Source organism: Paenibacillus sp. BC26 (assembly GCF_900116125.1).
GTDB lineage: Bacteria > Bacillota > Bacilli > Paenibacillales > Paenibacillaceae > Paenibacillus_Z > Paenibacillus_Z lignilyticus.
The window spans coordinates 385,436-398,951 of sequence record NZ_FPAD01000005.1 but is presented as its reverse complement, the minus strand read 5'-3'; the positions used below and the strand labels follow the sequence as shown (position 1 = coordinate 398,951).

Annotated in this window: 11 protein-coding genes and 1 riboswitch; all 11 genes read right to left on the bottom strand. The window is 55.7% G+C overall.

Features of this window, described 5'->3' with window-relative positions; translation table 11 throughout:
• Positions 1 to 108 precede the first annotated feature (108 nt).
• The 11 genes from BM412_RS27760 to prfA all read right to left on the bottom strand — a co-directional run bounded on the left by BM412_RS27760 (position 109) and on the right by prfA (position 13,443).
• Positions 109 to 1,191, bottom strand: coding sequence for a glycine-rich domain-containing protein (locus BM412_RS27760; protein ID WP_091224938.1), 1,083 nt, complete (start codon positions 1,189 to 1,191; stop codon positions 109 to 111).
• 571 nt (positions 1,192 to 1,762) lie between these two features.
• Entirely contained in the window at positions 1,763 to 2,554 is a 792-nt protein-coding gene (locus tag BM412_RS27755) for a sugar phosphate isomerase/epimerase family protein (protein ID WP_091224937.1), read from the bottom strand.
• 1,383 nt (positions 2,555 to 3,937) lie between these two features.
• On the bottom strand, positions 3,938 to 5,185 hold the full coding sequence (gene glyA, locus BM412_RS27745; protein WP_091224935.1) for a serine hydroxymethyltransferase: 1,248 nt from the start codon (positions 5,183 to 5,185) through the stop codon (positions 3,938 to 3,940).
• 32 nt (positions 5,186 to 5,217) lie between these two features.
• Positions 5,218 to 5,832: a TIGR01440 family protein gene (locus tag BM412_RS27740; RefSeq protein WP_256256620.1), complete on the bottom strand. Its 615-nt coding sequence runs from the start codon at positions 5,830 to 5,832 to the stop codon at positions 5,218 to 5,220.
• A gap of 15 nt (positions 5,833 to 5,847) precedes the next feature.
• Positions 5,848 to 6,315: a ribose 5-phosphate isomerase B gene (gene rpiB, locus BM412_RS27735; RefSeq protein ID WP_091224934.1), complete on the bottom strand. Its 468-nt coding sequence runs from the start codon at positions 6,313 to 6,315 to the stop codon at positions 5,848 to 5,850.
• 117 nt (positions 6,316 to 6,432) lie between these two features.
• Positions 6,433 to 6,515, bottom strand: a riboswitch (ZMP/ZTP riboswitch).
• A 138-nt stretch (positions 6,516 to 6,653) separates the two neighbouring features.
• Positions 6,654 to 7,229 (bottom strand): low molecular weight protein arginine phosphatase, encoded by a 576-nt coding sequence (locus tag BM412_RS27730; protein ID WP_091224933.1) that lies wholly within the window; start codon positions 7,227 to 7,229, stop codon positions 6,654 to 6,656.
• A gap of 33 nt (positions 7,230 to 7,262) precedes the next feature.
• Positions 7,263 to 7,823 carry a manganese efflux pump MntP gene (locus BM412_RS27725; RefSeq protein WP_091224932.1) on the bottom strand — a complete coding sequence of 187 codons (561 nt, stop codon included), beginning with the start codon at positions 7,821 to 7,823 and terminating at the stop codon, positions 7,263 to 7,265.
• 220 nt (positions 7,824 to 8,043) lie between these two features.
• Positions 8,044 to 9,216 (bottom strand): L-threonylcarbamoyladenylate synthase, encoded by a 1,173-nt coding sequence (locus tag BM412_RS27720; protein WP_091224931.1) that lies wholly within the window; start codon positions 9,214 to 9,216, stop codon positions 8,044 to 8,046.
• A 90-nt stretch (positions 9,217 to 9,306) separates the two neighbouring features.
• Entirely contained in the window at positions 9,307 to 10,035 is a 729-nt protein-coding gene (gene spoIIR / locus BM412_RS27715; RefSeq protein WP_091224930.1) for a stage II sporulation protein R, read from the bottom strand.
• Positions 10,036 to 11,135: 1,100 nt separating this feature from the next.
• Positions 11,136 to 12,101: a peptide chain release factor N(5)-glutamine methyltransferase gene (gene prmC, locus BM412_RS27710; protein WP_256256619.1), complete on the bottom strand. Its 966-nt coding sequence runs from the start codon at positions 12,099 to 12,101 to the stop codon at positions 11,136 to 11,138.
• A gap of 268 nt (positions 12,102 to 12,369) precedes the next feature.
• Positions 12,370 to 13,443 (bottom strand): peptide chain release factor 1, encoded by a 1,074-nt coding sequence (gene prfA / locus BM412_RS27705; RefSeq protein WP_091224929.1) that lies wholly within the window; start codon positions 13,441 to 13,443, stop codon positions 12,370 to 12,372.
• Between the last annotated feature and the right edge of the window lie 73 nt (positions 13,444 to 13,516).

Sequence of the window (13,516 nt, the reverse complement as noted above, 5' to 3'; positions counted from 1 at the left end):
CTATTATAACATTCGGCGCATTAATGTGCTATGTGGGCCATGGAACGCAAGAAACACATGCAAAGTATACCCGAAAGAGGTATGAATTACGTGAACCTGATCTCAGTCTCAACTACTGCCGCCACAGCTGCTTCCGCAGGATGAACCGCCTCCGGATTCGCCGCCGCCTCCGGAATCGCCTCCGCCCGAGCAGGAACTGCCGCCTCCGTTACCGGAATCGCCAAAGTCGCCGCCGTCATTAAAGTCAGAGGAATCCTGATCGGCGCCGCTGCATATCGGATCCGATCCCGCCCCGTCTCCGTTCGCGTCACGCTGTTCCTGGGTTTGATGCTCATCCATCTGATTATGAAAGTTGTCGCTCGGCCCGAATGAAGAGTAGAAAAACATCCCCGAGAGCACGCCTGTCGACATCATGTCGGAAGAGTCTGCTACACGGTTGTGGACGGGTTCGTCTTTGGACGATGCGAGCTTGCTTCCACGCTCAATTAAGTAATCGATGGTTGCATCCAAATCGCCAAACTGGGCTGCCGCCTTCTCATTGAAACGTTTGCTGCGCAGCTCGGAAGGATCTCCTGTTTCCAGCTCATACATGAGCTCCCTAGGCAGCGGAGTCCGATAAAAAGCACCCCATAGCTGACCGCTTACCGGCACAGGCAGAAACAGCTCGCCGTAGATCCAATCGAACCAGGCGCGTTCTCCCGGTGCAGGCTTCGCATCCGAACCGTGTGGAGCATGATGGATCGTCCCACCGCAGAACTGCTTGCAGAACTGCTCATACTCCCGGGTGAACATCAGCATTTCATGCCACACTTCATCCACGCGCACGCTGTACATCGGAACATTCCGAAGCACCCCGCACATGAGAAAATAACGCTTCAGCTCAAACCACTGCCACTGCCATTCCCCCTCGCGCATGCTCGGGGTGCGCTTCAGCACGCGGTCCTTCACGCGCGCTTCAAAGTCCGGCGACAGCGCGGCTTCGAGCCGCTCGGCAGCCGACCGCGCCGGATGTCCCTCGGGTACGCCGAGATATTCCGGAGGCTTGCGCATCGGCGGTGCAGTTGAAGATCGGCGGCCGCCGTTGCGGGTATTGAACCCGCTTGATCGTTGCTGCTGGGTCCCTCGGGATTGGAAGAGCTTGATGACAATAAACACTAATATAAGGATGAAAACAAATCCAAAAATGCTCATACGTGGAGGCTCACCGCCTTTGTTGGGATATAGGGCCATCATATCATGCCGAGGCTGATGTGCTGATTATTTTTCGCTAAATTTAGGAAAAGATTCGGGGTGATGATGCTCGTGTGGATGTCCTTGAAGTGCCTTACACCTTCGATACCTCCGTGGCACCTTCGATATTTCCGAGCCGCCTTCGACAGCCCCGAGTCACCTTCGACACCTCCGAGTCACCTCCGACACTTCCGAGTCACCTCCGACACTTCCGAGTCACCTTCGTAATAAGTAAATGTTGCACGAAGTGCAACAAAAGCAACTACTTGCGATCGGGAAGTTAGATATGTTGCGTAATATGCAACATTTAGCACCGTATAGGTTGTAAAAAGTTCATTTTCTAAGAGAAAGTTGCCTTTCGCGCAACATTCTTGGTGTTTTACGGTCAGGAAGGTGGAAATGTTGCATTTTGAGCAGCATTTGGGGTCCGAGTTGCCTATTGGGACAACCATAAATGAGCCAGTGAGGTGTCAACGGAATAAAAAAGATGGCATCAGGGCTTGGCTATCCCCTTTGCCATCCTCTACATTCCTTACCCCCGAAGCAGCAGGCGGTTAAAGTAGTCGATCGTGAACTGTACGCCTTTGTCGCCGAGCTCGCCCGTCCAGGTGTGGGAATGCGGTTCGATGCTCAGTCCGCCTTGGTAGCCAACCCCGTACAGGATCGCCATGAACGTGCCCCAATCCGTTTGATCCATGCCGGCCGGCGGATCGTCGAAGCGTTTGCCGTCAATGATGACCGAGCCTTTGATGTGGATATGCTTGATGCGCGAGCCCCAATCCACGATTTCTTTCAAGTAATCTTGTCCTGCATAACGGGCATGCGATGGATCGTACTTGATGCCAAGCTCCGGCAAATGGCCGTGAATGAGCTTCCACGCTGCATCGTCCACGATGTAATTGTTCCAGTGGCAGTTGTACGTCGCAATGGAAATCCCGCGTGTTTTGCCATATTCAATCAGGACGGAGAAGTAGTTAATCGCCGCCGTGATGTTATCGTAATAGGACAGCTCTTCGATGTAATTGCAGCCGCCTACGAACACCGGACAACCAAGCTCCTGGCACGCGTCGATAAGCGCTTGGGATGCCTTCAGCTCCTCTTCGTTGATGCTGCCATCCTTATTGATCCGATCCGGACCCCAGCGTCCGATGGAAGCAACCGCAACGCCTGTCCGCTCACTCGCGGCTTTCAGCTCCGGCACAAGGCTCGTGAAAGTAGAAGCAGGCGTGCCCACATTGACGCAAAACTCTAAAAAGGCCAAGCCGAGATTGGCCGCATAATCGAAGCTTTCAACACGATAATCTGCAATGATTCCAAGTTTCATGATCGGTTCGACTCCTTCGTTTTCATCCGATTACGGGCCGCCCCGAAACGTTTCGGATTGACTCGCACTCTCACTATATAACCTGCAAGAAAGCGATTGCAACATAAATTTATCGACAAGTGTTAAGGGGCTGGAGTGAGTGATTCCCGTGGGCGGTGGTGGAATAGCGGAATGGCTGCGGGCAGAGATCACTGGATGGCACGGTGTTGGGATGGCGCGTTGGCCACACTGTGGACAGTTGGTGGTGGACGACGAGTTGGTCACACTGTGGACAGTTGGCGGTGGACGACGAGTTGGCCACACTGTGGACAGTTGGCGGTGGACGGCCAGTTGGCCACACTGTGGACAGTTGGCGGTGGACGACGAGTTGGCCACACTGTGGACAGTTGGCGGTGGACGGCCAGTTGGCCACACTGTGGACAGTTGGCGAGGACGACGAGTTGGCCAGACTGCGGACAGTTGGCGGTGGACGGCGCGTTGGCCACAACTGTGGACAGTTGATGGTGGACGGCGCGTTGACCACACTGTGGACAGTTGGCGGTGAACGGCGTGTTGGCCACACTGTGGACAGTTGACGGTGGACGGCGCGTTGGCCACACTGTGGACAGTTGGCGGTGGACGGCGCGTTGGCCACAACTGTGGACAGTTGATGGTGGACGGCGCGTTGGCCACACTGTGGACAGTTGATGGTGGAATGGCGGTAACTGGCAGTAAGCAGTGGATAGCGGGTCGACTGCGGACTGCGTGCGCGGGACAATACAGCGGTGGGATGGCGGACGGCGGCAACGGAAAGCAAGCGGAGAACTACGGACGGCGAGACTGTGGAAAACAGGTAATTATGCGGGCGGGACAGCTAGAAATAGGACATCTAAAGATGCTGTTGTCAGCGGCGGGGCAGTTTTTTTGCTGTGGTGAGTCGCTAACGAATCGTAGCGGTCTTATTTGAGCGGAATTGGGCCATAAATTTTTCTAACGAATCGTAGTGGTCTTATTTGTGCGAATTGGAGCGGAATACGGTGCTTGGAGTCCAAATAAGACCTGTGGGATTCGTTAGATTTCCAAATAGGGTGATTTGGGCGAAATAAGACCTCTACGATTCGTTAGAGTTGAAGGTCCGGTTGTATGAGGGACAACGCCACCGGCAGACTACCGATTCCGGCTCGCATGCTGCGGAACGCAAAAGGTGGCATTGGGTTCTACCCTGCACTGCCTTCAGACTACCGATTCCGGCTCGGAGCATGCTGCAGAACGCAAAATGGCGGCATAGGTTTCTACCCTGCGCCACCTTCAGACTAACGATTCCGGCCAACAGCATGCATGCTGCGGAACGCAAAAAAGGCGGCACAGGGATCAACCCTGCTCCGCCTTTTGGTCAAACCGATATTAGTAAGTCATGCCAGGGTAAAGCGGGTATTGCGACACGAGGTCGCTGACCATACCGCGTGCTTTTTCCAGAACGGACTCGTCTTTTGGATTCTTGAGCGTCATAGCGATTACTTCTGCGATGGTAGCCATTGCGTCTACGCCCATGCCGCGGGAAGTCGCTGCAGGTGTACCGATACGGATACCGCTAGTGATGAACGGGCTGGTCGGATCGAACGGAATCGCGTTTTTGTTGACTGTGATTTGTACGGAATCGAGCACGTGCTCCGCGTCTTTACCTGTGATGTTCAGGTTGCGAAGGTCGATCAGCATCAAGTGGTTGTCCGTACCGCCGGAAACGATGTTGATGCCTCTCTCGATCAAACCGTCAGCAAGCGCCTTCGCGTTGTCGACAACGTTCTTGCCGTATTCTTTGAACGAAGGCTGAAGCGCTTCGCCGAAAGCTACTGCTTTAGCCGCGATAATGTGCATCAGAGGTCCGCCTTGGGAACCTGGGAATACTGCTTTATCGATTGCTTGCGCCCATGCTTTGCGGCAAAGGATCATACCGCCGCGAGGTCCGCGAAGCGTTTTGTGCGTAGTTGTTGTTACAAAGTGTGCGTGCGGAACCGGGCTCGGGTGCAAGCCTGCTGCTACAAGACCTGCGATATGCGCCATGTCAACGAAGAGCAATGCGCCTACATCGTTAGCGATACGGCCAAGCTCTTCAAAATCGATGATGCGCGGGTAAGCCGATGCGCCTGCAACGATCATGCGCGGACGGTGTTTGAACGCCAGTTTGCGTACTTCTGCATAGTCAATTGTAAAAGTGTTCTCGTTAACGCCGTATGCCACGAAGTTGTACAGAAGACCGGATGCGTTAACCGGGCTGCCGTGCGTCAAGTGACCGCCATGCGCGAGGTTCATACCAAGAACCGTGTCGCCTGGGTTTAGCGCAGCCAGGTAAACTGCCATATTAGCTTGTGCGCCGGAGTGAGGCTGCACGTTCGCGTGCTCAGCACCGAACAATTCTTTGGCACGGTTGCGTGCGATATCTTCGGCGATATCCACATGCTCACAGCCGCCGTAGTAACGTTTGCCCGGGTAGCCTTCTGCGTATTTGTTCGTCAGTACAGTACCCATTGCTTCCAATACCGCTTCGGAAACGATGTTCTCGGATGCGATAAGCTCGATGTTGTCGCGTTGACGCTGCAGCTCAAGGCCAAGTGCTTTCAAAATTTCAGGATCTTGTTTACGTAGGTTTTCCATGTTGATAAGTCCTCCTCAGTAAAATAAATATATTAGTCGCATGTGCCGGCATCCGTTGCCGGGCCTGCCGCTTCCCGCGTGTAAACCGCACGTTCCCCGCCAATCAGCTTCGGACGGGTGTAAGCCATTGTCAAATGCGCGGATCCGATTGCCCGGATCGTTGGTCGCACCGGTACCGCTACACGCTTCAAGTGCATGCCGATGAAGGTGTCGCCGATATCGATGCCCGCATGGGCCTGAACCGTCTCGGTCAGCACGGCATCCTGCAGTTTCTGGAACGCGTAGGCTGCCATGGAGCCGCCGGCTTTGCGCACGGGGATAGCCGAAACGAGCTCCAAACCATACCGCTCGGCGGCTTCTCTTTCCATAACAAGTGCCCGATTCAAATGCTCGCAGCACTGATAAACCGGATAAAACTGCAATTCTTGACGTACCTTCTCGACTCCCGCATAGATCGCGGCTGCCGTTTCCAGCGTGCCTGATGTCCCGATCCGCTGGCCGAGTACTTCGCTGGTCGACACGCCGATGACAAGCAGCTGTCCTTGGCGAATGCCGGACACGGCTGCAAGCTCGCGGACAACGGTTTCTACATCCTTGGTCAGCTGTGCCGAATCCATGCTGCTTATTCCGTGGCCGTGGTCGCTCATCGCTGGGTACGCCCCTTACTCGGATTTTGCCGCATCGGCATATTGTGCTTCAAGCTTCATCACTTTGTTCACGCGGCCGACATGACGCTCGCCGCCCGAGAACGGCGTCTCGAGCCAAATCCGGATAATCTCTTGCGCTACGCCCGGGCCAATGACGCGTTCCCCCATTGCCAGTACGTTGGTGTCGTTGTGCTCGCGGGTTGCTTTGGCCGAGAACATATCGTGCACCAGTGCGCAGCGAATGCCTTTGACTTTGTTAGCCGCGATGGACATGCCGATTCCCGTACCGCAAATGAGTATGCCGCGTTCAGCCTTGCCTTGCGCAACAAGCTCCGCAACAGGAAGCGCATAATCCGGGTAGTCTACGGACTGGGCGCAATCGCAGCCTACGTCCTCAATCTCGTGGCCAAGCGATTGGATAAACGGAACCAGCTCGTCTTTCAAGCGGTAGCCCGCGTGGTCTGCGCCGATGGCGATTTTCATAATCCATATTCCTCCCAATAGAACCGCACATGGCGGAAATTGTCGATTCACAATGGCATTAGTATACCTGATTTCGCCGAAAAAGACGAAAAAAGAGCAAGCATGCTTGCGCACGCTGCTCTTTGCCCAGGCGACCGGCCGTATGATCCGATGCTCCACCGTGGTTTAACCCACTTTCGTCGCCAGTTACATCGGAAACCGTCTTTAGTTGCTTTTATCATAACGGATTTTGGCTTCAAAATCAATCGTTGCCGGAAGAAACGGCGCTTGCCATCGTTTGACAGCGAGCGCAGTTTCACCTTATTAAAGAGCCACGAAAAGCCTTCAGACAAATACACTTATCCTTTCAGTCGATCGAGAAGACGGTTGAGCGCGGCTTCGATTTGGCTGGCGCTCTGCTCATACATCGCCAGCGAGCCGCCGAAAGGATCTTCCACATCGAAGCTCGGGATCTGCTGCTCCAGCTCAAGGAGCCTGGACCGCTCCTGCGGAGTCAGCGGCTGTCCCAGCGCCTGCTTAATCTGCCAGTTCGAGTACAGCCCTTCCAGCTCGGCGATGTTCGCCAACACTTTGGGATCCGTGTTCACGAACTCAAGCAGCGTATGCGTCTTGTCCACCGCAGCCGGAAAATGCTGCAGCAGCTGCCTTTTATGACTGGCGGTCATCGTCAAAATAAGATCTGCCCACGCAATCGAGCCGCCTTCGAGCGCCTTCGAGGTACCACTGTGCACAATATCACGTCTGGACAGCGCCGTCCGCGCATGATTGGAAACAGGCAGTCCATCGATCGTGGACACGCCTGCGGAACGAATATCAAGCTGCATGCCCCTTTGCTGGGACCTCGCCCGAAGCAGCGCTTCAGCCATTGGCGAACGGCATGTATTGCCCGTGCACACGAATAGAATCCGTTTCACGATTGATTTCACTCCTTATAAGATGCCGTTCTGTTAGAACAGGAACAGCAAACCGAATGTAAATAAAATGACGCCGCCGCACGCTTCCCCGTACCCGCCGAGACTTGTGCCTACCTTACGACCGAGCAGCAGCCCAAAAACGGACATCAAGCCTCCGGCAACGCCGAACAGCAGTACGGTCAGCAGCATGTCCGTATCGAACATGCCAAGTGAGATGCCGACAGAGAAGGAATCGATGCTCACGCCAAGCGCGAACAGCAGCATCCCCCATGAGCTTCGGTAGTCGATCGACTCCACCGCATCGCCGCGCAGCGAGCTGTAGATCATATGGCCGCCAAGCAGGAGCAGCAGCGCACCGGCCGCCGTCGTCGCCACGCCGCCCAGCAGCGTACTGACGTATTTGCCCGTGAAAATGCCCATGAGCGGCATGACCATGTGAAAAAGCGCAATGATCGCGCTAAGTTTTGCTATATCCATCAGCCGAATGCCCTTGAGCCCAATGCCGACACCCAGCGAAAAAGCATCCATCCCCAGTGCCACAGCAATAATCAGCAGCGTCAGCAATTGTCCGGCATGCATGCCCGCCTCCACCATTTCATCCTCTCCTTGTCCGCAACCTCTCCACAAGCATATGCGGACAAGGTTGGAAAGATGACCTGGGGAAGGTTGTGGGTGGCGCGGGTTTAGTGCGCTAGGGAAGTGGCGCTTGGCGCGCTGGTGGTACGGGTACGGGACGGTGACGCTTGGCGCACGAGTTGGCCGCAAGTAAGTGCGATCGCGCATGGCTTGGCGCGGCACGCGGAACTCACCGTCACTAGACGTGGACCACCGCGTGGCCGGCCGCTTTGGATAAGCGGTTCATGAGCGCATGGCCGATACCCTGCTCCGAGCAGGTTTCGGCCCAGATGCGCTGTACGCCGCGATTGTCAAACTCGCGCAGCGCATTGTAGAGGCCGTGCGCAGCCGTTTCGAGCTGCGCCAGGCTGCCGACGACGAGCACGCAGTCGGCGTCGTACCGAGCGGCATGCTCGGCAAAGGCGAGCACGCCCGTGCGCTCGCCGCGCGCTTTCGCTGCGCCGACTTCCGCCTCAATATAGGCGGAGACGGCGTCAGCGTCGCCCTTGACCAAGTGCATCAGCCCCTGCGGGGCGTAATGCGCATATTTCATGCCTGGCGAGCGCGGCGCCTGCGCTTCCGCTGCGGGAGCTCCCGCCGCCGAAGGCGCAGCAGCAGCGGCGGCAGCGGCAATGCCGGCGCCCGGAGCGGCAACGGCGTCGTAGTCGACCCGCGCCGCGACTTCGCGAAGCGCTTCGGCCGTCACGCCGCCGGGGCGCAAGATCCGCACAAGATCGCCGTCCACCTCGACGACGGTCGATTCAAGACCTACCCCTGCGGCGCCACCATCGACGATGCCGTCAATTAGGCCGCTAAGGTCCTCTCGCACATGCGAGGCCAGTGTCGGACTTGGACGGCCGGAGCGATTCGCGCTAGGTGCCGCCAGCGGACAACCAGACGCGGCAATAAGCTGCAAGGCTACAGGATGAGCAGGCATTCGCACCGCAACGGTAGCAAGTCCCGCAGTTACCCGCGACGACACCGCCCCAGGCTTCACCGGCAGCACGATGGTCAGCGGCCCCGGCCAGAATTGATCCATCAGCCTATCGGCAAGTATGGCTGACTCTCCTACCAGCGGAAGTGTCAGCTCCTCCAACTGCTTGCGATCCGAAATATGAACGATCAGCGGATTGTCGGAGGGGCGCCCTTTTGCCTCAAAAATCCGTTCCACCGCCGCCGTGCTCCGCGCATCGGCACCTAGCCCGTAAACCGTTTCGGTTGGAAAAGCAACGGTCCCGCCCTCTCGCAGTAAGGCTGCCGCCTCGTCAAGTTCACCGTCGCGCGGGTCGTGGCTGTCCGCTTCCCACAGTAATGTTTTTCGTAGATGGATGGTCAATGTCGTATCCCCAGCTTCTGCTTTGTTTTGCCCCATTATACCATATGCCGCCTCGCGCCATCCAAACGGCCATCCCTATACAATAAAAGCCCAATCGCAGGGTGCGCGACTGAGCTTATTTTATAGTTAGCTGAATAGGCTGCGGAAAAAGCTCATGATCGACTTGAAGATTTCCCACAGAAAAAACTTCACTTCCGGCTGCTTCGTTTCGCCTTCTTTTACGTTTTGATCGGCAGCTTGATCTTTGGCAGGAGCATCTGCCGCGGCCGAAGTTACTTTGGCATCGCTGTCTGCTTTTGCACCCACAGTTGCCGTTGCGGCCACCGCCGGAGTCGATGCTTCCCCGCTTACCGCATCCACGAAGCAGAGCGGCGGGAACAGTACACACCACCAGTTTTGTCCTGCACCTGCGCCAAGAGTGATGCGAAGCGCTTCGTAATTGCCGGCAGGGTACACTTGAGTGCCATATATTTTAGTTGGAAACGGCACATGGCCGAGTTCCGCTTTGAATCCATAGTGAAAACCACGCGAGCTGAGTTTGGCAGCAATAATGCCTTCGATGTCGCTCATATGATTGAGGATTGTAGCGCGAGCTTCCTCGATAGTTTGCGGTCCCGCTACCCAGTTGTTCATTTCGGCTACGATGGCATCACGAACTTCGCGTTTTACTGCTTGATCAGACGCATTATCCGAATTCGCCAGAATGCGCAGACGAATCGACTCGGACGGAATGCCGCCGCCGGCAATTGCCGCATCGGCACGTTGACTTTCCCAGCTCATAAGCAACACTGCAGCGATAAGAAGGACATACCCATAAATCGGACGATAAGGAAAACGGGAATAAGTGCGAATCATAACGACAAGCTCCTTTGTGGCACCCGTCGGTGCATCGGCTTGCGTTCCGGAACGATCATATCCCCATTATGTCCCTCGCGGCGGCTCTCTAAACCTATCAATCACTTAAAAAAGAGTTTCGTAGAGTGTAAAAAAGCAACCTACGGCACTATTGCACAGCCTCCCCTGCGACGGCGAAGGTGGTGTTGTGCTCTAACGGTTGCCACAGCGCTTATTTGGTCTTTTTTGGCTTTGAATTTTCTCTAACGGTTGTCAGAGGCCTTATTTGTCCGTATACAGGTGGAAACCATGCTAAATCGCGAAATAGCCTCTCTGGCAACCGTTAGAATTCGAAAACGCCGAAAAAAGATAGATGAGGCGCTCTGGCAACCGTTAGAATTTGCGGAGCGACTTTCAGGCCAGTCTAGGTGGTGTGCTGGCCGGACTTCGCGAGCGGAATAGCCGCTTATTGCGAGGATAGTTGGCAATTCGGTGCCACTTTCGACGGGTTCGAGTAACGGTTAGCGGAATAGCCGCTTAAGAGGGGGAGTAATTAGCTAGTTTGATCGTTATTAGCGGTATATCCGCTAATGTCGAGGATAGTCGGCGATTAAGTGTCACTTTCGACGGGTTCGAGCAACTGTTAGCGGAATAGCCGCTTAATGGAGAGTAATTAGCTAGTTTAATCCTTATTAACGGTATATCCGCTTATTGAGGGGATATACGGCAATTCAGTGCCACATTCGACGGGTTCGAGTAACTGTTGGCGGATTGGCCGCTTATGAGGGGCGAATTCAGCTAGTTGATCGCTATTAGCGGTATATCCGCTAATGAGCAGCGTTTCGTGGAGTTCGCGGCCTCTCGGCTCCATCCTAAGTTTCAATCCGGTCAACGAAAAGCCTGAGAGTTCGATATCGGAACTCTCAGGCTCATTTTCACATTATTTCAGTGCGGAGAGTTCGATTTTTGCACTCTCAGCTCCCCATACAAGCTGCATTCCGCTGATTGCGATGCCGAGAGTTCGATTTCGGAACTTTCAGATTCATCTTCACGCTAGTTCACTGCTGAGAGTTCGATTTCGGAACTCTCAGCCCCCGATGCGAGCGTGATCCGCGCGAAAACTATTCCACCGCCAGCACGTGGCGGTCTATTCCCGCGTAATCGGGGATACTGCGCACTTCGCGCCAGGCGCCGATGCCGCGGAGCAGGTCGGCGACGGCTTCGGCTTGGCCCATGCCTAGCTCGAAGCCGACGATGCGCGGCAGCGAAGACAGCTGCAGCAGCTGCTCTGCCATGCGCCTGTACGGCGTCAGGCCATCATCGCCGCCATCCAGGGCGAGGCGCGGCTCATGGTCGCGCACTTCCGGCTGCAAGCCGGCAATGTCCCCCGCCGGAATATACGGCGGGTTCGAGACCAGCACGTCGATGCGCAGGCCGGCTACGCTGCCGGGTGCATCTACGTGCTCCTCGGGCCGTGGCTGCACGAACGGCCCGAGCAGGTCGCCCTGCACGAACGTCATACGCGCCGCTGCGCCGTGCCGCGCCGCATTCGTGCGGGCGACAGCCAGCGCGTCCGGCGACAGATCGGACGCGCACACGCGCCACTGCGGACGCAGCGTTGCCAGCGTCACGCCAATGGCGCCGCTGCCTGTGCCGACGTCAACCACCGTCGGCATACACGCATCCACGCCAACCTCAACTCCCGCTGTCCCCGGCCACAGCTTATCCGCTGCTTCCAGCACGGCTTCAACGAGCAGCTCCGTCTCCGGGCGCGGGATGAGCACCGCAGGGGTGACCTGATACGGCAAGCCGTAGAACCACTGCTCGCCGATCAAATACTGGACAGGCTCGCCGGCTGCTTTGCGGGCAAGCAGCGCTTCCCATGCAGCGACGTGCTGCTGAGGAAAAGGGTCTCGCCAATCGCGGATCAGCGCAGCCCGCTCCATTCCGAGCACATGCAGCAGCAGCAATTCCGCGTTATTGCGAGGTTCGCTGATGCCACGAGCCTCCAGCATCTTAGTCGCACGCACGCAGACTTCCCCAATCGTAAGCAGCGCCCCGCTTCCGGCTTGGCCATTGTCCTCCACAACAAACACTCCCTTATACTCAAATTCAACAATGAACGCTACACGCGCGATTTCCCTAAAAATAATTTTTCTAGAGGTCTCGTCTCGATCTACGCCCGTCCCAATCCACGCTCATCTTGATTTACGCTCGTCTCAATCTAATCTCAACTCGATATCCGCTCGCTTCGTGCCGCCCCATACCGGCGACCCACCTTCCACCTCGCCAAGCTACACAAACGGGAGCAGCCTAGGCCGCTCCCGTTTCTTCCATCTATTCAAACTCCTGCGCTTAAACCAGATTCTCGCGCTCCATCAATTCCGTCTGAGCCGTCAATGTCAGCGCATTGATGATCTCTTCCATGTCGCCGTTCAGCACGGAGTCGAGCTTGTGCAGCGTAAGGCCGATACGGTGATCCGTTACGCGGCTTTGCGGATAGTTGTACGTCCGAATCCGCTCGCTGCGGTCGCCTGTACCGACTTTGCTTTTGCGTTCGCCGGCATACTTGGCTTCTTCTTCTTGGCGCTTGATATCCGAAATCCGCGCACGAAGAACTTGAAGCGCCTTCGCTTTGTTCTCGTTCTGCGACTTGCCATCCTGACACTGAGCCATGATGCCCGTCGGAACGTGAAGCACGCGAACCGCTGATTTCGTTGTATTAACGGACTGACCGCCTGCACCGCTGGAGCAGAACGTATCGACCCGAATATCTTTATCGAGGATTTCGATCTCGACCTCTTCAACCTCCGGCATAACCGCTACGGTTGAAGTCGACGTATGAATCCGGCCGCCGGACTCCGTTACCGGAATCCGCTGTACGCGGTGCGCGCCGCTTTCGAATTTCAGCTTACTGTAGGCGCCTTTGCCGGTTACCATGAAGATAACCTCTTTGAAGCCGCCAAGATCGCTTTCGCTGAATTCCAGCAGCTCTACGCGCCAGCCTTGGGTATCCGCAAACTTCATATACATGCGGTACAAATCCGATGCGAACAATGCCGCTTCGTCGCCGCCGGCAGCGCCGCGGATCTCCACGATCACGTTCTTATCGTCATTCGGGTCTTTCGGCAGCAAGAGAACATGAATATGTTCTTCCAGCTCAGCCTTGCGCGCGCTCAGTTCGTCGATTTCCATCTTCACCATTTCGCGCATTTCTTCATCAAGCTTCTCGTTCTGCATGATTTTCGCTTCATCAAGCTGCTCGGATACTTGCTTATATTCCGTATATGCCTCATAAGGAGCTTGCAAGTCTGACTGCTCCTTGGAGTAGTCGCGCAGCTTCTTCGGATCGCTAGCCACATCCGGATCGCACAACAGCTCGCTCAATTTCTCATACCGGTCAGCGAGTGCCTGTAAACGGTCCAACACTGTCATTCACCTCTACTTTAGAATAAATCCAATTGATTGTTCTTTTAGTATAACATAACGCACTGCAAACCAT